Source organism: Nocardioides lianchengensis, assembly GCF_900101465.1.
In the GTDB taxonomy this organism is placed as follows: domain Bacteria; phylum Actinomycetota; class Actinomycetes; order Propionibacteriales; family Nocardioidaceae; genus Nocardioides; species Nocardioides lianchengensis.
Genome location: NZ_FMZM01000012.1, coordinates 33,938 through 54,368, shown reverse-complemented (window position 1 = coordinate 54,368; position 20,431 = coordinate 33,938). Strand labels below are relative to the sequence as shown.

The 20,431-nt window shown below is 68.1% G+C and carries 21 protein-coding genes and 2 pseudogenes; 10 read left to right on the top strand and 13 right to left on the bottom strand.

All coding sequences use genetic code 11. The features are described 5' to 3' along the window. Positions 1 to 68: 68 nt before the first annotated feature. The 11 genes from BLT76_RS25885 to BLT76_RS19990 all read right to left on the bottom strand — a co-directional run bounded on the left by BLT76_RS25885 (position 69) and on the right by BLT76_RS19990 (position 6,891). Positions 69 to 227, bottom strand: coding sequence for a hypothetical protein (locus tag BLT76_RS25885; RefSeq protein WP_170867167.1), 159 nt, complete (start codon positions 225 to 227; stop codon positions 69 to 71). Between the two features lie 37 nt (positions 228 to 264). Continuing rightward, positions 265 to 927, bottom strand: a complete 663-nt coding sequence (locus BLT76_RS20035) for a hypothetical protein (RefSeq protein ID WP_090860080.1) — start codon at positions 925 to 927, stop codon at positions 265 to 267. A gap of 47 nt (positions 928 to 974) precedes the next feature. After that, complete coding sequence (locus BLT76_RS20030; protein ID WP_090860079.1) at positions 975 to 3,677, bottom strand: phage tail family protein; 2,703 nt, start codon at positions 3,675 to 3,677, stop codon at positions 975 to 977. An 82-nt stretch (positions 3,678 to 3,759) separates the two neighbouring features. After that, positions 3,760 to 4,056, bottom strand: a complete 297-nt coding sequence (locus tag BLT76_RS20025; protein WP_139175712.1) for a hypothetical protein — start codon at positions 4,054 to 4,056, stop codon at positions 3,760 to 3,762. Next, positions 4,056 to 4,658, bottom strand: coding sequence for a hypothetical protein (locus BLT76_RS20020; protein ID WP_090860077.1), 603 nt, complete (start codon positions 4,656 to 4,658; stop codon positions 4,056 to 4,058). Before BLT76_RS20020 ends, BLT76_RS20025 begins: the two co-directional genes overlap by 1 nt. Before the next feature lie 13 nt (positions 4,659 to 4,671). Next, positions 4,672 to 5,055, bottom strand: a complete 384-nt coding sequence (locus BLT76_RS20015; protein ID WP_090860076.1) for a helix-turn-helix domain-containing protein — start codon at positions 5,053 to 5,055, stop codon at positions 4,672 to 4,674. A gap of 208 nt (positions 5,056 to 5,263) precedes the next feature. Beyond that, a complete protein-coding gene (locus tag BLT76_RS20010; RefSeq protein ID WP_090860075.1) occupies positions 5,264 to 5,488 on the bottom strand; it encodes a hypothetical protein in 225 nt (74 codons plus the stop codon). Then, a complete protein-coding gene (locus BLT76_RS20005; RefSeq protein WP_090860074.1) occupies positions 5,485 to 6,066 on the bottom strand; it encodes a helix-turn-helix domain-containing protein in 582 nt (193 codons plus the stop codon). Before BLT76_RS20005 ends, BLT76_RS20010 begins: the two co-directional genes overlap by 4 nt. Before the next feature lie 11 nt (positions 6,067 to 6,077). Then, positions 6,078 to 6,392 carry a hypothetical protein gene (locus BLT76_RS20000; protein WP_090860073.1) on the bottom strand — a complete coding sequence of 105 codons (315 nt, stop codon included), beginning with the start codon at positions 6,390 to 6,392 and terminating at the stop codon, positions 6,078 to 6,080. Continuing rightward, the gene (locus BLT76_RS19995) at positions 6,386 to 6,679 is read right to left on the bottom strand and encodes a hypothetical protein (RefSeq protein ID WP_139175710.1); all 294 of its coding nucleotides are present in this window, start codon (positions 6,677 to 6,679) and stop codon (positions 6,386 to 6,388) included. The genes BLT76_RS20000 and BLT76_RS19995 overlap by 7 nt, the downstream gene beginning before the upstream one ends. After that, a complete protein-coding gene (locus BLT76_RS19990; protein WP_090860071.1) occupies positions 6,676 to 6,891 on the bottom strand; it encodes a helix-turn-helix domain-containing protein in 216 nt (71 codons plus the stop codon). The genes BLT76_RS19995 and BLT76_RS19990 overlap by 4 nt, the downstream gene beginning before the upstream one ends. A gap of 387 nt (positions 6,892 to 7,278) precedes the next feature. Between BLT76_RS19990 and BLT76_RS19985 the strand changes: the two genes are divergently transcribed. Beyond that, positions 7,279 to 8,499 (top strand): AAA family ATPase, encoded by a 1,221-nt coding sequence (locus BLT76_RS19985; RefSeq protein WP_090860070.1) that lies wholly within the window; start codon positions 7,279 to 7,281, stop codon positions 8,497 to 8,499. On the opposite strand, the gene BLT76_RS19980 is transcribed toward BLT76_RS19985, so the two are convergent. After that, on the bottom strand, positions 8,489 to 9,634 hold the full coding sequence (locus BLT76_RS19980) for a tyrosine-type recombinase/integrase (RefSeq protein ID WP_211753099.1): 1,146 nt from the start codon (positions 9,632 to 9,634) through the stop codon (positions 8,489 to 8,491). The two genes, BLT76_RS19985 and BLT76_RS19980, sit on opposite strands and share 11 nt — an antisense overlap. 303 nt (positions 9,635 to 9,937) lie before the next feature. Then, positions 9,938 to 10,474, bottom strand: a complete 537-nt coding sequence (locus tag BLT76_RS19975; protein WP_090860069.1) for a hypothetical protein — start codon at positions 10,472 to 10,474, stop codon at positions 9,938 to 9,940. Between the two features lie 279 nt (positions 10,475 to 10,753). Here BLT76_RS19975 and BLT76_RS19970 point away from each other — a divergent pair, with 279 nt between their 5' ends. The 9 genes and pseudogenes from BLT76_RS19970 to BLT76_RS19940 all read left to right on the top strand — a co-directional run bounded on the left by BLT76_RS19970 (position 10,754) and on the right by BLT76_RS19940 (position 20,389). Continuing rightward, positions 10,754 to 12,931 (top strand): glutamine synthetase III family protein, encoded by a 2,178-nt coding sequence (locus tag BLT76_RS19970; RefSeq protein ID WP_090860068.1) that lies wholly within the window; start codon positions 10,754 to 10,756, stop codon positions 12,929 to 12,931. Between the two features lie 65 nt (positions 12,932 to 12,996). Continuing rightward, positions 12,997 to 13,683, top strand: a complete 687-nt coding sequence (locus tag BLT76_RS19965; RefSeq protein WP_090860067.1) for a hypothetical protein — start codon at positions 12,997 to 12,999, stop codon at positions 13,681 to 13,683. A 44-nt stretch (positions 13,684 to 13,727) separates the two neighbouring features. Next, on the top strand, positions 13,728 to 14,420 hold the full coding sequence (locus BLT76_RS19960) for an NADPH-dependent F420 reductase (protein ID WP_090860066.1): 693 nt from the start codon (positions 13,728 to 13,730) through the stop codon (positions 14,418 to 14,420). 74 nt (positions 14,421 to 14,494) lie between these two features. Continuing rightward, positions 14,495 to 16,498 (top strand): threonine--tRNA ligase, encoded by a 2,004-nt coding sequence (gene thrS, locus BLT76_RS19955; protein ID WP_090860065.1) that lies wholly within the window; start codon positions 14,495 to 14,497, stop codon positions 16,496 to 16,498. Between the two features lie 131 nt (positions 16,499 to 16,629). Next, positions 16,630 to 17,574 (top strand): glycoside hydrolase family 25 domain-containing protein, encoded by a 945-nt coding sequence (locus BLT76_RS19950; protein ID WP_244509501.1) that lies wholly within the window; start codon positions 16,630 to 16,632, stop codon positions 17,572 to 17,574. A gap of 18 nt (positions 17,575 to 17,592) precedes the next feature. Further along, a pseudogene (locus tag BLT76_RS19945) lies at positions 17,593 to 18,510 on the top strand (cation:proton antiporter); the annotation flags it as partial. 161 nt (positions 18,511 to 18,671) lie between these two features. Beyond that, positions 18,672 to 18,851, top strand: a pseudogene (locus tag BLT76_RS26695) (cation:proton antiporter); the annotation flags it as partial. A gap of 72 nt (positions 18,852 to 18,923) precedes the next feature. Next, the gene (locus BLT76_RS26215; RefSeq protein ID WP_211753095.1) at positions 18,924 to 19,277 is read left to right on the top strand and encodes a hypothetical protein; all 354 of its coding nucleotides are present in this window, start codon (positions 18,924 to 18,926) and stop codon (positions 19,275 to 19,277) included. After that, positions 19,277 to 20,389 carry a DNA glycosylase AlkZ-like family protein gene (locus BLT76_RS19940; protein ID WP_090860064.1) on the top strand — a complete coding sequence of 371 codons (1,113 nt, stop codon included), beginning with the start codon at positions 19,277 to 19,279 and terminating at the stop codon, positions 20,387 to 20,389. Before BLT76_RS26215 ends, BLT76_RS19940 begins: the two co-directional genes overlap by 1 nt. Positions 20,390 to 20,431 lie beyond the last annotated feature (42 nt).

Below are 20,431 nucleotides of genomic sequence, written 5' to 3'. Positions count from 1 at the left end.
GCGGGTGGCTGTCCCGTTTAGCCGCGCCTTGGTGATGCCGTCCGGGTCGGGGTGGCGGCGCGGCATCGTCAGTCCCGGTCGACCTGGACGCTGAGGAGTCGGTGGCCCGCGGGGACCTCGGCGCGGACGACGGCGATGCAGGCGTCGTAGTCGGGGCGCTCGACGTCGTAGACCGTGCCGGATTCGTTCGAGTCGTCGATGGGGCGGGTCGTCGCACGCATGAGCATGGCCCGATGCTAGTCGAACACTTGTTCGATCGCTAAGTCATGCGAGGACAAGCTGTCCGTCGGGGAGGCGAACCCAGTTCTGACCACCAGAGTCCTTGAAGGTCAGGGTGACCTCGAACCAATAGTCGTGCTCCTCAACCCCCGGAACCAGAGTGTCCAGGTTGATCGGGTTCCCGTGGGTCGCCTCGATCCAGTGGGCCTGCGCCTGATCTTTGGGTTCGAGCACACGCGCTACCTCGTCACTCCCAAACTCGACCAGCAACGGGGGTCCCGACGGCTTTGAGAGCATCATGACCACTTCCACCTCCACACGTGTTACGGGAACCTGTGAGGCGTTACGGACGAAGACCTGGACGTGCTCCATGCCAGTTATGGCCCTGGTGCCGCTGCGTTCGATCCAGGGGCCCTGCCCGAAGCTTGCGCTCCCCGGCCATGCGGCAATTAGTGATGCCTGCGCGCTGCGCTGCTGCGCGATCCATCGTTCGTCGCGGGCGAATTCCAGTTGCCACACGCGATGGGCGTACCGAGCTGCAATGACCGCTGCTGCGAAGGCCGCCAGGGTCGAGACAGCGGCTAGCCAATCCGCGAACGATCCGGCGTCCGCTCCTGCGATCCATCCCAGTGCTAGCCCTAGAATAAACACGAAGCCGACCACCAAGGGGACGAGCAGGTAGAAGATCATCTCGCTGCCGCGTCGCATCCGACCATGATGTCGCCCTTTACCGACCTTCGCAGGCTTCCTCGCAATCACGCTGCCTTGCCCCCCTTCCGCTGGTTGCGCTTGCCCTTGACGACCTCATTGCGGAGCGACTTGCCGACCACCTGGCCGATGTTCTTGGGCAGGTCACGCATCTGTGCGTTGAGCGTGTCCAGCCGGTCCTCGACGCCCTTGAAGGAGCGGCCAGAGTTGAACTCGGCGGCGAACGTGCCCAATTGACTCGTCAACTGGCTCTGCTGCCCGAAGACATCCTGGGCCTGCGCGACGGTCTTCGGGTCGGCATTCGCGAGCTCGATGATCAGAGCCCCATTGCCCGACTGGATCAACTGAGACAGAAAGCCCTTGTCGTAGCCGGCACCCACCAGCTTCTTGAAGCCAGCAATGACGGCCTTCAGGGTCGCGTTGTTCGCGAAACCGTTGCGGAAGAGGTCTGTGAGTGAACCTGAGAACAGGTCGACCTTGAAAGCCGACGACACCGACGCCGCGAACGATGTCATGTCATCGAGCGTCTTCTGGACCGAGTCGATCTTTCTCTGTAGAGAGTCCTTCAGGCGACCAAGTGCCCGCTCGAGGCGATCGCGGATCTGGTCGAACGCCTTGTCAGCCTTCTTGCCCTTCAGGCCAACGACCTTGGCCCAGTCGATGACCAGGTCGTCCGACAGCTTCTTGATGAAGCCCCTGTCCGCACCCTTGCTCAACAGTCGGCGGATCGAAGCGGCGACCTTCGTCGACTCTCGCGCTACGACATTCGCCCCCGAGCTGATGCCGCGCGCGAGCATGTTCATCAGCTCGCGGCCAGCGTGACCGCCGTTGAACGAGCGAAGGGGCCCTTCCTTGACAGGCGAGCCGGGGAACAGGTCCTTGATCTTGCCGGCCACGTCTCTGACGGGCTTCAGAACGTCCTCGACCTTGTCCTTGATGCCCTGCGCGAGCTTGGACATCAACTCGGTGCCGGCGTTGTAGAGCTTGGTCGCGAGCTCGCCGATGGCCCTCAGCACCTTGCCGGGAAGGTCGATGAAGAACCTGACGACCTTCTCGACGCCGCTTCCTACTCGCTTGGCGAACTCGCCGACCCTGCGGGCGCCGTCGATGACGGTCTTCCCGAAGTTGATGACGGTGCTGATGATCTTGGCGATGACGCTGATGGCGCCGGCTACAGCGCTGATGATCGTGCCGCTCAGGAACCCGGCGAAGCGGATGGCCGGGGGGAGGACCTTGCCGAGGATCGCTGCGGCGAACTCGAGCACCTTGCCGATGACGCGAACAACTACGCCGATGACCTTCTGGATGGTCGGCTGGTACTTCTGGAAGGTTGCCAGGAGCTTGCTGATGGCCGGCAGAACCTTCGCCTGGAACGTCGCGACCAGCTGGTCAAACACCGGCTTCAGGTTGCTGGCGACCGCTCCCGCGATGCGAGCTACGGCCGGAACCAGAGTGCCGACGAAGAATTGGGCCAACGACGACGCAATCGGCAGTACGCGGCTGGAGATGACCTGCCAGACCTGGGCCATGACCGGCAGTAGGGAGGACGTCACGTAGGCGGCGAATGAGACGATCGCCGGCAGAATGACCGACTGGAAGGTCGTTCCAACAGTGCGCAGGACGGGCAGAAGCGCGTCCTTCAATCCCGTCAGGAACTTGCCAACAGCTGGAGCGGCCTGAGTGCCGAAGGCCTGCAGGCCAGAGATGACCTTGGCGAAGACCTCCCGAAAGGTCTCGGACTTTGCGTACAGCAGAGCGAGCCCGACCGCCACGGCGGCCACCGGAGACACCAGCGCGAGCAGCCCGCCAGCCACCACAGCCAAGACCTTCGGGTTTGCGCGGAAGAAGCCGAAGACCTGTTCGATGGCTGGCTGAAGACTGTCTCGCAAGGCCGCAATCAAGGGCATCGCCGAACGAGTAAGACTCTTGAACAACGGCCCAATCTGCTCAATTCCGCGCGAAAGAGCAGGCGCGAAGCCTAGGAAGGCATTCGCGACCGCATCGACGGCAGGGAGGAGCGCAGTGCCGAGCTGCTCCTTCAGGTTGCCGAACGCGACCCCAGCCTTCTCGCCGGCCGTCGCAGACGCTGCAGCAGCGCCGCCGACCTGCGACTCGACCTCGCCGAGGATGATCTTCTGGGCCTTCAAGGTGTCGCCGGACTCGACGAGGGTCTTGATCTGCTCCTTCTGCTGCTCGGTGAAGGTAACGCCCGACCGAGAGAGAGCAGTGATGCCCTTCAAGGGGTCATTGAGCGCCTTGCCGAGCTGCTTGCTGGCGCCATTCAGGTCGCCGAACCCAGCCGCCGAGAGGTCGGATGCTGCGCGGGTGGCGCGGTTGAAGATCTTGCTGCCCTCGCCGACCTCGTTGCGGACGTTCTTGAACGTCAGCAGTAGGTTCGCGCCGGACTGGATCGCTTCGTCGTCAACACCCGTCTTGGCGCTGATCGCACCCGCGAGCTCGCCGACCTGGGCGGCGCTGATCTTCGCAGCCCCGCCGGTCGACTTGATGATCGACTCGGTGAGCGCGCCGACCTTCTGAGCCTCGCGCGCCTCGCCGATCGAGTCCTTCAGGAAGGAGCCAATGCCGGCAGCCGCCAGAAGTCCGCCGGCTGCGGCGAAGGTCTTACCGAAGCCGATGCCGAGCTTCTTGCCGGCGGTCTTGGTCTCGCCGCCGATCTCGCGTTCCATCTTGGGGCCGAAGCCCCGTGCTGACGGGATGAGTGAGACGAGTGCGGAGGCAATCTCTGCCATGGGTCGCGCGCCTTCCGGAGGTGCTGGGCGCGCGGTGCCAGCGAATGAGAGATGTCAGGTTGTGAGGGGGTGAGCAGGGCGGTTAGAGGCGGCGATGCTCCTCGTGCACGATCAGGTCGACGGTGGTCATGACCGCGTCCTCGGCGGATCCGGTGACGGCGGTCTTCAGAGCGAGCTCGATGCGCCGCGGGTCATGACCGACGCTGGCGCCTACGGACTCCTTCAGGCACTGCAAGAGGTAGGCGGAGGCCCAGACCGCATCGGCGTGCGAGCAGGCGTTCAGGACGTTGACTGCGTCCGTGTCTCGGCCTTCGGCAAGCGCCACGATGGCAGTAGTGGCCGCGGCGATGCCGTTCGTGGCGGCATCTTCGATCGCCATCACTTCGACGCCATCGCCTGCGCCGCATGCAGCCCCATCCGATCCAGCTCGCTCGGCTTGTGGATCGAGAAGACGAAGGCGGCAGCGAAGCCGCTCTTGATGCTCTCGCTCCGCAGGTTCGCGAGCTCGGAGATCTTCGACGCGACCTGCGGGTGCGCCTCGGAGTAGGCATCGACGACGCCTGCCCAGTCACCGCCGAAGAAGTCGTTTCGTCGGCCGAAGGCATGCTGGGCGATAGCTCGTGAGAGGACGGTGTCGCCGTTGCCCTCGGCCCGGCGAAGGAGCTTCAGCGCCTCATCGGCGTCTTCGAGACGGGAGGCGCGATCGTCTGCGTCCCGCACGCTGATGGCGTCCGCCCCCGACGCTCCGGTGGCACCGAACGCCTGCTTCGTCAGGCTCTCGACGCTCTGCTGCGAGCCGCCCTCGAAGGACTGACGCAGAGTGCCCATCCGAGCCTCGGCATCCACCCAGGCACCGGCAAGCCGGCGCATCTTCGCGTCGGTCGTCAGGTCCGGGTCTTCGCGGGTCTCGGTGACGGTCGCGTTGAACCGGTCCTGGATCAGGGCCGCCTGGTTCTGGATGTTCTGCGGGATGTCGGGCATGTCTTGTGCTCCTTCACGCCGCTCGTGCGGCCTTGTAGTGCTCGAGGTCCTCGCGACTGATTCGGTGTCGGCCGCCGACCTCCACCGATGCGAGCCGTCCTTCGGCGATTGCCTTCCGGATGGCTCGCGAGGTGATCCCAGCGAGGTCGGCGGCCTCCACCGTGCTCAGCCACATGTCCGACTCTGAGGCTGGTTCCGCTTCCGTCGCTGCCTCGGTTCCGGTAGCGGAACCACGCCATGACAGGGCCGCATAGCGGATCTGTTCGAGGTGTGCCGAGGTCTCCGGGTCGGTCCCGCGAACGCGCACTCGAAGTGCCGAAAGGTTCGCGTTCCGCTCCAGCCACGCGGCGGTGCGAGCGCTGATGACGACGGCCGGACCGTCGTTGCCGACGATCATCGGGCCACCACTCCCACCAGACCGCCCTGCGCAGCACGTGCGGGCATGGCGGAAAAACGTCCGGAGAGAGATCCAGCCCTATGTCGAGAGAGGGCTCTGACGACGTCTCGGGGTCCTCCCCCGGGACCCTGAGAGCTCTGTGTGTGAAAGAGCCCTATGCCGAGAGAGGGCTTGCAATCAACGGGTGGGGTCATGGCCCGGGGTCGGCTCATCGCTCGGCCTCCGTCCTGGTGGAAACCGCCTCGGCAAGCGTGGCCAGCACGTCTTCGAGCACGCCTGCTTGCGTCTCGCGGGACACCAGCAACTCACCCTCGGTGACGGCCAACGCCTCGCGCACGCGGTCCGAGAGATCCCAGAGTCGGTGCTGCACGCAGGTGCAGGTCTGCTCGGGTCGAGACCGACGGGCAGCAAGGGAGATGACGGGGGCGATCATGCGCTCGCCTCTCGGTTGTCCGGGTGGTCAGCGCAGTCGTCGGGGCACAGGTGCTCGTGCCACCTACAGCCGGTAGCCGGGAAGCGGACGACGTGTCCCTCGGCCCTCTCCTTGCTGCCGACGTTGCGGTCGGTGGGACCCACCGGACAGGTCCGCTCTTCTATTGGTGGGACAGCGTGTGTCCCGCTGAGCGCCTGAATCGGCGTTCTCAGCGGGACACTTGTGGTTGTTCTCAGCGGGCTAAAAAACGTCCCGCTGAGAACGCCATCCGCGGCCTCTTCCTCGGTTCTCAGCGGGACACCGTGTGTCGCCCTGAGATCGCTGGGGAACGTCGCGGCATAGACAGCTGTCACGTACTTGCGACCACTCACCACCGTGTCCAGGAAGCCAGCCTCATGAGCGTCGCTAATGCTGCGCGTGACGCCCCGCTCAGACTTCCCGACCCTCTTGGCGATCGTCTCCCGCGGGACGCTCACGCGCAGATCAGCGCGCATCTGATCCGCCAGGTCGAGCAGGACGACCTTGGCGTGGTCCTTCAGCGTCCGGGACCGGAACACCTCGCGGCGCCAGTCCTCCACAGTGCGCCGCCTCATGCGACCACCCGAGCGATGTCGAGAGCCTGCTGAACGTCGTCCGTGACCTCGAGCGCTCCACCGAGTAGCGAGACCTGAGCGCGACCTCGACAGGCCCGGGCGATCGCGTCGAGCTCCCGCCACTTCGCTCCAAGCTCGGCCGGCGTTGCATCCCCATGGGTGCCGCCCAGAACCGGCTTGGCGCCCTCGAACTCCTCGGCGCGACGGATCCAGTGGCCAGCGGTCGCCTGCGAGAGAGCGTCCTGCAGAACCCGGTGCTGGAAGTGCTCGACGAACGACACCAGCTCGGCGTCTGCGTACTCGATCACCACAGGCCACCGTCCCGATTGACCGGCGCACGCGGCGGCGGTGCGGCGCTCAGCACTGCGAACAGGTGCGCCTTACGGGTCCGCTGGGCTGTGATGAGCACGTCGTAGCCCTGAGTCTCGGCGAGCGCGACGACGTTACGAGCGGTCTTCTCCTGGCAGCTCCAGCCACGGAGGCGTGAGATCCAGACGGGCGGCTTGCCGGCGACCGCCTCGACAAGGGCGCGCGAGCCGTAGCCGCGGACTAGGCTGCCGGGACCGCAAAACTCGACTTCGAGCACGGGGCGGCTCATGCGTCGCAGCCTGCGGTCGGGATTGGACGCAGCATGGCGTCGAGTTCGTTCAGGTCGATCTTGAGCAGTCTCGGGCCGGCTCGATATGCGGGAACGCGGCCGGCAGCGACCCATCTGCGGATGGTGATGGGATGGACGTCGGCGTACTCCGACGCTTGGTTGATGCCGACGAGACGACGGGTCGGAGGCGGGGGAGTGGCGGTTTTACGCATGGCGCGTGCTCCTAGAAACACAAACGCCGAGCTAAGACAGACTCCATCTGGGAGTGACTGTCCTGCTCGGCCTCACGCCGTCCGCGCCCGCAGCCACCTCACGCGGCTTACGTTCGTTCGAAGTTCCGGTGACCTAACGCGATCGGGCCTCACGCACCTGCATCGCTCAACCGGAATGCTGACTCGGTGTTCTCTTGTGAATACAAGAGTAGACCCTCGCGAAATCATGTAAATCACCCACCGGCCGCGCGGCGTGGTCCTACACTCGCGCTCGGGCACTCGCCAGACCTAGAGAGGGGCGCAGGGGCATCCGTGTACTACTCAGATCTCGTAAGCGCGGTTGACTTCCCTACGAGGGTGGCAAGCGCGCGCGCCATCCTAGTTTCGATGGCACCCGAGAACCTCCAAGCAATCGACGAGAACGATGACGGCATCGTCGATCGCGTCTATGCGTTGCTGGATCACACGCTCACCATCACCAGTACCGCCGACGCCCGGTTGCTTCCCCTCTCGCGCACAAAGCTGCTCGAAGCCGCGATCGAGCGGCTATCGATCGCCCTGCAGGACGGGGTTGGCTACAACCCCGGATCGATCGCGATGACGATCGTGGACGCCATCACGGCGGCCGCCGATGAAGTCGCGGACCAACTCGCCCAGTGGCCTCGAACCGAAGGCAGCGACTGGCGCGAGGCGGTAACCCAAGCCGCGTCCACCTATCGTCGCTCCTTCGGACAGCAGCTCACGCAGCTAAGTCAGGAACTTGACCGGGCGAAGGAAGCCATCGAAGAGCTTCGCCTTCAGGTCGACGTGGCGGACTCCGACCACCAAGCGGTTATTCGCGAGCGAACCGGCGAGCTCGAGGCCGCAATCGCGACCCTTGGCGCCGAAATTTCGGCATTAGACCGCCAGCGCGCCACCGTCGATGACCAACTCAACAAGTCCATCGACCGGGCGGGTCAAGCGATCAGCTCGCAGCAGCAGCAGTTCGCTGAGGCCCAAGAGAAGAGATCGATCGAATTCCGGGAGTTGTCGGGAGACCTTGTAGAGCAGGCAGAGGTTGATTTCCAAGCTCGCCGCGAGGACGCTGAGAGCGCGATCGCCCAGATCGAACAGCAGGTCGACGAAGCGAAAGATCTAACGGCGGCGTTCGCGGCTGCTGGCACCGCCAACGCCTTCAGTCAGGAAGCGAAGGACCAAGCAAAGGCCGCTAATACTTGGCGTCGCGCTGCCATCGCGCTCGGCATCCTTGCTGGCCTTGCAGCACTGAGTCTGTTCTTCGGAAACAGCAACGACCCTGCATGGGAACTGGTCGTTGGCAAACTCGCCATCAGCGTCGCGTTCGGGGGAGTCGCCACCTACGCGGCGAGCCAATCATCGCGTCATAGGCGCCGTGAAGAAACGGCGCGCCATCTGGAACTGAACATCGTTGCGTTTGGCCCATTCGTCCGCGATCTCAGCGAGGTCAAGCAGATCGAGGCTCGCGAGAAGGTGGTCGAGTCGATCTTCCTTCGCGACATCTTCCCGAACGGGGGCACGAAGGAAGACCCGACCCTCTCGAGCGAGCAGATCACCCTGATCGGCAAGCTCCTGGAGCAGTTCAGGAAGTAGCCGGCTGAATGAGCGCCGAGAGTCGCTTGGCGATTTCCATGTCACGCCCCTGAGCTGCGTGCTGGTACCTCAGGGCCGCACCCGGGGTTGAGTGCCCAAGCCGGCCCATAAGCTCGGCCAGCGTGGCGCCTGTCTGGGCAGCGAGCACGGCGCCGGTATGTCGGAGGTCGTGCCAGCGCAGGTCTTCACGGCCTGCGGCGGCGCGCGCACCGTAGAAGCCGTAGCCCTTGGATCGTTTGCCCGGCCCCTTGCCGTAGAGAGTCGAGGGGTTGAGGTGGCCTCCGTCTTCTCCGCCTGGGAAGAGAAGGGCGTCCTTGCCGGTGCCGACGTGCTTCTTCAGGTGCTCGCGCACAAGGGGCATGAGGTGGGGCGGGATCGCGATATCGCGAATCCCTGCAGCCGACTTTGGAGTCTGCACTATGTGCTCGCCCCCGACGCGGACGACGGCGCGGCGCACCCGGACGATCTGGTCGGACAGGGCAATGTCCTTTCGTCGTAACTCGGCGAGCTCTCCGAATCGCATGGCACACCAGGCGGCCAGAAGGGTCATGAGCTGCCGCTGCTCGGGCATCTCGGCGACGAGAGTCTCGAGCTCGGCAAGCGTCAGGGGCTTGACCTTGCGCACGCGCGTCGCGTTGCCGGCGCCGCGGATGTAGCAGGGGTTGCGGGGGATGAGCTCGTCCCGTTCGGCGGTCCCCAGGATGGTGCGCATCAGGCCATAGGCGTGGGCCCGAATGGTCGGAGTGTTGGTGCCGGTCAGCGCGTACCAGGCTCGGACAGAGTCGGGAGTGATCTCCTTCAACCCGAGGTGGCCGAACGTGGGGTAGAGGTAGCGGTTCAGCAGCTGGCCGTAGTGCTGACGACTGAGCGGCTTCAGCGGCCGGTCGCGCAGCCAGCTCTCGGCGTAAACCTCGAAGGTCAACTTGGTGCTGGCTGCCTTGGCCCGGACCTTGGGCGGCTGCCATGCGCCTGTAGCGAGCAGCCGGCGCTCGTCGACCAGCCAGGCCTCGGCGTCGGCCTTGGTCTCGAAGGTGTAGGGCGCGGAGTGCCTGACCCCGTCCGGGCCCAGGTAGCGGGCCCGGATCCTGCCGCTGGGCAACTTTGTCATCTGCCCGAACGAGCGCTTCTCTGGCACTGCGTCTCCACCGTTCGTGTCCAATACGTGTCCAATGAAGGTACATCTGTGATTACTTGTGCACCACCATGCAACCCGCTACTGTTCTGCATATTCGCAGGTGAGAGCCCATTATTGCAGGTGAGCACGCAGTTCCGTCAGGGACACGTCGTACTGGTTCGAACCCAGTATCGCCACCGATAATCCGCTGACTAGTGATAAGCGGTTCGGCCTTCTCGTACTAGGTCGTTAAGGGCGTCTTTTCAAAGGCCAAAGGCATTCCCCTCCGCTGGCCATCCGTGGCTGACGTGCCGCAGGAACCTGCTACCGATAGCCGAGCGACCACAGCGCGACGCCGATGACCCCCATGACGACGATGCCGACCGCGACGGTCAGAGCCATGCCTATCCCGATCTTCTCGTGCATCCCGCGACGCGAGCCGAGGCCCAGCTGCTTCGCGACACCCTCGATCAGGTCGCGGCCTTCCTGTGACCCGAACCGATAGTCGGCCTGAACGCCGAAGTTGCCGTGCTCGTCGAACGCCCACACCTTCTCGGCACCGAACTCGATGATCCGGCCCTTCTGCATCTGGACCGACCCGGTCAGCTGGGGGACTCCCGCGACCCAGCGGATGGTTCGTGACTCGTCGGTGATGGAGTAGCTCCGGTCCGAGTCGCGGACCTCGACGTGGTGGACGAACGTCTTGCGCAGCCCGGACTTGCTCAGGACGCCGTACCACTGCTCGTCGACGATGTTCACGCCGACGTCGAAGCCCGTCGCGGTCGGGGTCACCTCGTAGGGCGTGCCGTCCGCGGCTCGCGCGACGGCCGCGGCGAACTGCTCGGCGACCGGCCGGCTCATGCGTCGCTCCCGCGACGCTCGCTCGGCGAACTCATCGGAGGGATCTCGTTCTTGGGAAACATCTCGGGATGGTGACCCACGTCGGCGACGTGGAAACGCACGGCGACGGCACCCCGGTCAGCACAGACGTTGTGGTGGGGGACCTGCATCACACGGCCCGGAGTTAACACGCGCGAAACACGGGCGACCCACGACGTCTCATCGGCTCGCTAGGTTCCGCTTCGTCTCGGCTCCACCAGCCGCGGAGAAGATGTGGCTCGCAACGTAGGGGAACTGCCCATGAGTGGAAACGCTGTTCGACTGCAGGCGATCAAGGACGTCGAGGCCTACACGCCCCCCGCCGTCAGCTTCGATCCGGGCGAGGAGCCCGGCTCGATCTTCGGTCAGAACGTCTTCAGCCTCACCGTGATGCAGAAGCGCCTCCCTAAGAGCGTCTACAAGTCGGTGCTCTCCACGATCGAGAAGTCCACCCCGCTCGACCCCGACGTGGCCGACGCCATCGCCTCCGCGATGAAGGACTGGGCCCTGGAGAAGGGCGCGACCCACTACGCGCACGTCTTCTACCCGCTGACCGGCCTGACCGCCGAGAAGCACGACAGCTTCCTCGACCCGGTCGGCGACGGTACGGCGCTCGCGTCGTTCTCGGGCAAGACCCTGGTCCAGGGCGAGCCGGACGCCTCGTCGTTCCCCAACGGCGGCCTGCGCAACACCTTCGAGGCCCGCGGCTACACCGGCTGGGACGTCATGAGCCCGGCGTACATCCTCGAGAACCCCAACGGCAACACCCTCTGCATCCCCACCATCTTCATCTCGATGACCGGTGAGGCGCTCGACCACAAGACGCCGGTGCTGCGCTCGCAGCAGGCGATGGCCGTGCACGCCAAGCGGGTGCTGAACCTCTTCGGTCACACCGACCCCGAGAACGTGGTGGCCTACTGCGGCCCCGAGCAGGAGTACTTCCTGGTCGACAGCCACTTCTTCCTGGCCCGGCCCGACCTGCTGAACGCCGGTCGTACCCTCTTCGGCGCCAAGCCGCCGAAGGGCCAGGAGTTCGACGACCACTACTTCGGCGCCATCCCCGAGCGCGTGCTCGGCTTCATGATGGACACCGAGCGGGAGCTCTTCAAGCTCGGCATCCCGGCCAAGACCCGGCACAACGAGGTGGCCCCCGGCCAGTTCGAGGTCGCGCCGATGTTCGAGCGGGCCAACGAGGCCTCCGACCACCAGCAGCTGCTGATGACGACCTTCAAGGCCGTCGCCAAGAAGCACGGCATGGAGTGCCTCTTCCACGAGAAGCCCTTCGACGGCGTCAACGGCTCCGGCAAGCACGTGAACTTCTCGCTCGGCAACTCCGAGTTCGGCAGCCTGCTCGTGCCCGGCGACACCCCGCACGACAACGCCCAGTTCCTCGTCTTCTGCGCCGCGGTCATCCGCGCCGTGCACAAGTACGGCGGCCTGCTGCGCGTCTCGGTCGCCTCTGCGTCCAACGACCACCGCCTCGGCGCCAACGAGGCCCCGCCGGCGATCATCTCGATCTTCCTCGGCGACCAGCTGGCCGACGTCTTCGACCAGATCGCCAAGGGCGGCGCGACCCGCTCCAAGGAGAAGGGGACGCTGACCATCGGCGTCGACACCCTGCCGAACCTCACCAAGGACGCCGGCGACCGCAACCGGACCTCGCCGTTCGCCTTCACCGGCAACCGCTTCGAGTTCCGCGCCCCGGGCTCCAACCAGACCGTCGCGGCCCCGATGGTCATCCTCAACACGATCATGGCCGAGGCGCTCGACCACTGCGCGTCGTACCTCGAGTCGGCCGTGGCGGCCGGCACGGACTTCAACGAGGCCGTGCAGTCGCTGCTGTCCGAGATCGTCGCCGACCACGGCGCGGTCATCTTCAACGGCAACGGCTACTCCGACGAGTGGCCGGTCGAGGCCGAGCAGCGCGGGCTGAAGAACCTGCGTACGACGGTCGACGCGCTGCCCGAGCTGATCTCGCCCGAGGCCATCGAGCTCTTCGGCAAGTACGGCGTCTTCACCGAGCACGAGGCGCACAGCCGCTTCGAGATCGGCGCCGAGCAGTACATCCTCGCCGTCGCGGTCGAGGCCAACCTCTCGCTCGAGATCGGCACCACGACGATCCTCCCGGCGGCGCTGCGCTACCAGACCGAGCTGGCCCAGAACGTCGTCGCCCTGAAGGCGGCCGGCGTCGAGGCCGACGCCTCCAGCCTCGAGACGGTCACCGCGCTGATCGGCGAGCTCCGGGCCGGCCTGGCCGAGCTCGGCTCCGCCGTCGCGCACGACCACCCGGAGGACCCGCTGGAGGCGGCCACCTTCACCCGCGACGCGGTCATCCCGGCGATGGCCAAGGTCCGGGCGGCCGCCGACAGCCTCGAGGGCGTCGTGGCCGACGACCTGTGGCCGCTGCCGACGTACCAGGAGATGCTCTACATCCTCTGACGCTGATGGGGAAGGGCCCGGGGTGACCATGTCGCCCCGGGCCCTTCGCCGTGTCCGATGGGTCCATGCGTCGCTTCCTCGGCTCCGTGCTCGCCCTCCTCACCGCCCTCGGCCTCGTGCTCGCCGTCGCGCCACCCGGCCGGGCGGCGGACCCGTTGACCGGCCGCCTGGTCTCCACCGACGGGGGCGGCGGCGTGGCCGGGATGACGGTGCGGCTGCGCCGGGTCGTCGCGGGGGAGCCGGGCGCCGTCGTCGATACCGGTACGACGTCCGCCGACGGCTCCTTCTCTCTCGACGCCGGCGCGGCGCCGCAGGACGAGTACTACGTCCAGGTCGCCGCGGGCAGTCACCAGGGCGGGTACGTCGGCGGCTCGCCCCGCTACGTCCAGCCGACCAGCGAGCTCGCCCAGACCTGGGGGCCGAGCACGAAGCTGGGCAAGGTGCGGGCCAACCCGGCGTACCTGCGCGGGGTGCTGGTCGACGCACGGACGAAGCGGCCGGTCCGCGGTGTGCGGGTGGCCGGCGGCACCCAGGGTCTGAGCCCCGCCGACATCGACGTCACGGATAAGCAGGGCCGCTTCGTCATCCGGGGGATCACCTGCGAGGACGACTGCTACCTGCGCTTCCGCGGCCGCCCGCGCGGCTACGAGAACGGCTACCGCGCCTGCAGCGGGGGAGTGGTAGCCACCTGGGAGGACGCCTGCGCGTCCCCGCTCGGCCGGGTCGGCCGGGTCCGCATCCAGCGGCTCTGACCCGACCCGGGAACACCGGAGACCGTCTCCGGGTTGGACCGGTCATGACCACCATCGGACTGATCGGAAGCGGCAACATCGGCGGCGCGCTCGCGCGCGCTCTGACCACGGCGGGGCACGACGTCGTGCTCAGCAACAGTCGGGGCCCGGAGACCCTGCAGGACCTGGTGGGGGAGCTCGGCCCGCGGGCCCGGGCGGCCACCGCGGCGGAGGCGGCGGAGGCCGGTGAGATCGTCGTCGTGACGATCCCGCTGAAGAACTACCGGCAGGTGCCGGTCGAGCCGCTGCGCGGCAAGGTCGTGATCGACACCAACAACTACTACTTCGAGCGCGACGGTCGCATCGCCGAGCTGGACGAGGAGCGGACCACGACCTCCGAGCTCCTGCAGGCGCACCTGCCCGAGTCGAAGGTCGTCAAGGCGTTCAACAACATCTACTCCGACTTCATCGCCAGCCTGGCCCGCCCGGCCGGCGACGCCGAGCGCAGCGTGCTCCTGATCGCCGGCGACGACGACGGGGCCAAGCAGACGGTGTCCACCCTGGTCGACGAGATCGGCTTCGACGCGTACGACGCGGGCCCGCTCGCGGACAGCTGGCGCTTCGAGCGCGACCAGCCGGCGTACGGCGGTCCGTACGTCGAGGACTCCGACGGGACCTGGCCGCCCAAGGCGGGCAAGCCCGCGGGGGCGGAGGCGTTCCGCGAGGCGCTGGCGCAGGCGAAGGGCGCCCGCGCCTAAACCGGGGCGAGACGAGGGCGGACCCACCGATACGATCGGTGGGTCCGCTTTTCCGTTCCACCAAGGAGCTCCTCGTGTCCGACATCAAGGTCGTCATCGTCACCGCAGACGCGCGTGAGGACCGGGCGACCACGACGGGCACCAAGGCCTGGGAGCTCTTCGCCGACAACGCGGACGTCATCGCGGCCCGGGTCTCGACAGGCTCGACCGGCGAGAGTTCCCTGAAGGACCTGTCGTACGTCCTGGCCGACGGCGACGTCGTCGAGGGCGTCGAGATGGCCAGCAAGGACGGCCACGACATCCTGCGGCACTCGACCGCGCACGTGATGGCGCAGGCCGTCCAGCAGCTGTTCCCGGAGGCCAAGCTCGGCATCGGCCCGCCGGTCACCGACGGCTTCTACTACGACTTCGACGTCGAGACCCCGTTCGTGCCCGAGGACCTCGCGAAGATCGAGACCGCGATGCGGAAGATCATCAAGGAGGGCCAGCGCTTCGAGCGCCGGGTCACCACCGACGCCGACGCGATCGACGAGCTGCAGGACGAGCCCTACAAGATCGAGCTGATCGGTCTCAAGGGCGGCGCGGGCGCCGACAACACCGAGGGCGCGAGCGTCGAGGTCGGGGCCGGCGAGCTGACCATCTACGACAACGTCCGCCGCAACGGCGACGTCGCGTGGAGCGACCTGTGCCGCGGCCCGCACCTGCCGACCACCAAGCGGATCCCGGCGTTCAAGCTGATGCGGAGCGCCGCGGCGTACTGGCGTGGTGACGAGAAGAACAAGATGCTGCAGCGCATCTACGGCACCGCGTGGGAGTCCAAGGAGGCGCTCGAGGAGCACCTGCACCGGATCGAGGAGGCCGAGCGGCGCGACCACCGCAAGCTGGGCCGCGAGCTCGACCTGTTCAGCTTCCCCGACGAGATCGGCTCCGGCCTGGTGGTCTTCCACCCCAAGGGCGGCGTGATCAAGCGGGTCATGGAGGACTACGTCCGTCAGCGCCACATCGAGGAGGGCTTCTCCTACGTCGGCACGCCCCACATCACCAAGGACCAGCTCTTCTACACCTCGGGGCACCTGCCGTACTACGCGGACACCATGTTCCCGCCCATGGAGTTCGAAGGCTCGAACTACATGATCAAGCCGATGAACTGCCCGATGCACAACCTGATCTACCGCTCGCGCGGGCGCTCCTACCGGGAGCTGCCGCTGCGGCTGTTCGAGTTCGGCTCGGTCTACCGCTACGAGAAGTCCGGCGTGGTGCACGGCCTGACCCGCGTGCGCGGCCTGACCCAGGACGACTCGCACTCCTACGTCACCCCCGAGCAGGCGCCCGGCGAGATCCAGCACCTGCTCGACTTCGTGCTGGGCCTGCTCCGCGACTTCGGGATCGACGACTTCTACCTGGAGCTGTCGACCCGCGACGACTCGAAGCCCGACAAGTTCGTCGGCTCCGACGAGGACTGGGCGGTCGCGACCAAGGTGCTGGAGGACGTGGCGGTCGCGTCCGGCCTCGACCTGGTCCCCGACCCGGGCGGGGCGGCGTTCTACGGTCCGAAGATCTCGGTGCAGGCCAAGGACGCCATCGGCCGGACGTGGCAGATGTCGACCATCCAGTACGACTTCAACCAGCCCAAGGGCTTCGAGCTCGAGTACAACGGCGCCGACGGCCAGAAGCACCAGCCGGTGATGATCCACTCGGCCAAGTTCGGCTCGCTGGAGCGGTTCTTCGGCGTCCTCGTCGAGCACTACGCCGGCGCCTTCCCTCCGTGGCTCGCGCCGGTCCAGGTGCAGGCGATCCCGGTCGCCGACACCTTCTCCGACTACCTGTACGACGTCGCGAAGCAGATGCGCGCCGCCGGCCTGCGGGTCGAGGTCGACGACTCCGACGACCGGATGCAGAAGAAGATCCGCAACGCGCAGCTGCAGAAGGTGCCGTTCATGCTGATCGCCGGCGGCGAGGACGTCGAGGCCGGGGCGGTGTCGTTCCGCTACCGCGACGGCCGCCAGGACAACGGCGTCCCGGTCGCCGAGGCGATCCAGCGGGTCGTCGACGCGGTCGCCTCGCGCGAGCAGGTCTGATCGAGCAGCGGGCCGTGAGGCACGAACGGCCCGCGTGGGCTCGGTCAGGTCGAGCGAGCGACGCGACCGAGGCACGAGGTCGCGTGAGCGTGTCGAGACATCATCCGCGTGCGCGGAGCGCTGAGGTCCTCGTGACCGTGGCTGCGCTGCTGCTCGCGGGCTGCGCGTCCGACGGGTCGTCGTCCTCGTCGGCCCCGGAGGCCGTCGTACCGCCGTCGGCTCGGCCGACCTCGGTCGTCGAGCCGGTCCAGGACGAGCAGACGTCGCGGCTGCGGGCGCTCGCCGAGCTGGCCGAGCAGCAGGCCGCGGCGCTCCCGTCCGCGAGTGCGACCCCGACGGCGCGGGCGGCGGGGGAGCCGGTGCTGGGCGCCGACGCCAGCTGGCCGCAGTGCCCGAAGGGCATGGGCATCCCCGAGCGCCCCACCCAGGGCTCGCCGATGCCGCTCCCGGAGGCCGAGTACGTGATCCTCGGCCTCACCAACGGTCCCGGCTTCACCGAGAACCCGTGCCTGGCCGACCAGGTCGCCTGGGTGCGCGAGCGCGGCCTGCTGGCGGCGGCGTACGCCGTGGCGAGCCTGCCGGACGCCGCCCAGGTCGCCGAGCACGGCACCGACGGCCCGTACGACGGCGGCACCGACCTCGGCGCGCTCGCCAACGCGGGCTACCAGCAGGCGATCGCCAACGTCGCGACCATACGTCGTGCGGGCCTCGGGTCGCCCGTCGTGTGGGTCGACGTCGAGCCGGTGCCGGACTTCGACTGGGGGAGCGACCTCGAGGCCAACGGCGCGGTCGTCGAGGGCGCCGTACGCGCCTATGCCGACGCCGGCTACGAGGTCGGCGTCTACTCGACGCCGGCGTTGTGGAAGGGCGTCGTCGGTGACCTCGCGCTCGGCCTGCCCGAGTGGCGTGCCGCCGGCCAGACGTCGCGCGCGGAGGCGCTGGACCGTTGCGGCCCGGACTGGTCGATCCAGGGTGGGGCGCCGGTGCTCGGCCAGTGGGTGGAGGCCGGGCGCGACCAGAACGTCACCTGCCCGGGCATCGAGACCGACCTGGGCCGCTGGTTCCACCAGTACTGAGCCTCGAAGGGAGCTCCCGTGGACGTCGCCGTGATCGGACTGCTGGCGGTGCTGGCCATCGCCGGCGTCAGCGCCGTCGCCGCGCGCCTCGGGGTGGCCGCGCCCCTGCTGCTGGTCGCCACCGGCGTGGTCGTCAGCCTGCTGCCGTTCGTGCCGCCGGTCGAGATCGACCCCGAGTGGATCCTGATGGGGGTGCTGCCGCCGCTGCTGTACTCCGCGTCGGTGTCGATGCCGGCGATGGACTTCCGGCGCGACTTCGGGACCATCGGGTCCCTGTCAGTCGTGCTGGTGGTGATCAGCTCGCTGCTGGTCGGGCTGTTCATCGCGGCCGTCGTCCCCGGCGTCGAGCTGGCCACCGGCATCGCGCTCGGCGCGATCATCAGTCCGACCGACGCCGTCGCGACCTCGATCGTCAAGCGGCTCGGCGCCCCGTCCCGGGTGGTCACCGTGCTCGAGGGCGAGAGCCTGCTCAACGACGCGACCGCGCTGGTCCTGCTGCGCTCGGCCATCGCGGCCACGTCGGTCTCGGTGTCCGTGTGGGGCGTCGTCGGCGACTTCGTGTACGCCGTCGCGATCGCCGTCCTGGTCGGCCTGCTGGTCGGCCGCCTCAACCTGCTGGTGCGGGCGCGGGTCACCGACCCGGCGGTCAACACGGCGATCTCGTTCGTGGTCCCGTTCGCGGCGTACCTGCCCGTCGAGCACCTCGGCGGCTCCGGCCTGGTCGCCGCCGTCGCCGCGGGGCTGCACACCGGCCACTCCGCGCCGCGCTACCTGGAGCCCGCGCACCGTCGGGCCGAGGAGCAGAACTGGCGCACCGTCGAGCTGCTCCTGGAGGGCGGCGTCTTCCTGCTGATGGGCCTGGAGCTCTACGGGCTCGTCGAGGACCTCGACGAGTCGGGTGGCGGGCTCGGGACCGCGGTGTGGGTCGGGGCGGTCGCGGCCGCGATCGTGGTGGCCGTCCGGGCGGCGTACGTCGTACCCCTGCTGGTGGCGCTGGGCCGTCGAGCCGGGCGCGGGGAGGCCGTGCGCGAGCGGATCGCCCAGATCCAGGGGCGCATCGACCACCCCGACTCCAGGCCTCCGAGCGCCGTACGGAGATGTTCCGGACCCGGCTGCGGCGCGGGCTCGCCGACATCGACTACCTGGCCGGCTCGCCGGTCGGGTGGCGCGAGGGCACGGTGCTGGTGTGGGCCGGGATGCGCGGCGTCGTCACGCTCGCGGCCGCCCAGACCCTGCCCGCCGACACCCCCGAGCGGTCGCTGCTGGTCCTGGTGGCGTTCGTCGTCGCCGCGGGGACGCTCGTGGTGCAGGGTGGCACGCTGCCCCTCGTCGTACGACGGCTCGGGCTGGTGTCCGGCCCGGAGCCCGACGACGACCGCGACGAGCTGATCCGCGAGCTGGCCGCCGCCGGCGACCGCCTGCTCCGCGACCCGGCGCTGGTCCGCCCCGACGGCACGCCGTACGACGCCGCGCTGCTGGAGCGGATGCAGGGCTGGGCCGCCGCGCAGCCGGTCGCCGCCCAGGACGCGACCCCCGACGCCCTCGACCAGCACCGCGAGCTGCGCATCGCCGTCCTGGTCGCGATGCGCGAGGAGCTGCTCCGGGCCCGCTCGGACGGGCTCTACTCCAGCGAGGCCCTCGAGTCCGCGCTGGCCGTGCTCGACGCCGAGCAGATCAGCATCGAGCTGCGGGGACGGCGCTGATGCACCGGCTCTCGCGGACGGACGCGCGCCGGGTCGCCGTACGGGCGCAGCTGCTTGACCTGCCCCGGCCGACCGACCTCGTGGACGTCGTGCGCCACCTGACCTTCGTCCAGCTCGACCCGGCGGCGCCGGTCGTCCCGAGCGCCGACCTGGTGCTGTGGAGCCGGCTCGGGTCGTCGTACCGACCGGGCGAGCTGGTGGAGGCGCTGGAGGACCTGACCCTGCTGGACCTGTATGGGCTGGCCCGCCCCGCCGCGGACCTCGCGCTGTTCCGGGCGGAGATGGCGCAGTGGCCCGGCACCGGGACGCTGGAGGACTGGCAGGAGGGCCTGCGCGACTGGGTCGCGGCCAACGACGGCTGTCGCCGCGACGTCCTCGAGCTGCTGCGTCAGGACGGGCCGCTCCCGCTGCGCGACCTGCCCGACACCTGCGAGGTGCCGTGGCGCTCCAGCGGCTGGAACAACGACAAGAACGTCAAGATGCTCGTCGGGCTGATGGTCGAGCGCGGCGAGGTCGCCCGGGCCGGCCGGGACGGGCGCGACGTGCTCTGGGACCTCGCCTCGCGGATCTATCCCGACGAGCCGGTCCCGTCCGCCGACGACGCACGCGCCGAGCGGGACCGGCGGCGGCTCGCGGGGCTCGGCATCGCCCGGGCCAAGGCGCCGGTGCACCCGGTCGAGCCGAACGACGTCGGCGCCGCGGGGGAGCCTGCCGTGGTCGAGGGCGTGAAGGGGGAGTGGCGGGTCGACCCGTCGTACCTCGACCGGGCGTTCACGGGTCGCTGCGCCCTCCTCTCGCCGCTCGACCGGCTGGTCATCGACCGGCGGCGCACCACCGAGCTGTTCGAGTTCGACTACCAGCTGGAGATGTTCAAGCCGGCCGCCAAGCGGAGGTGGGGCTACTGGGCGCTCCCGATCCTGTACGGCGACCGACTCGTCGGGAAGCTGGACGCCACGGCCGAGCGTGACCAGGGCGTGCTCCGCGTCGACGCGGTCCACGAGGACGAGCCGTTCCCGGCACCCGTCCGAGAGGCGGTCGACGCCGAGATCGAGGAGCTGGCGGGCTGGTTGGGCCTGGAGGTCTACCGACCGCGGGTCAGCCCGCGCCGGTAGGCCTGCAGCACGTGGTGGCGTCGACCCCACCTGGGGTGAGTC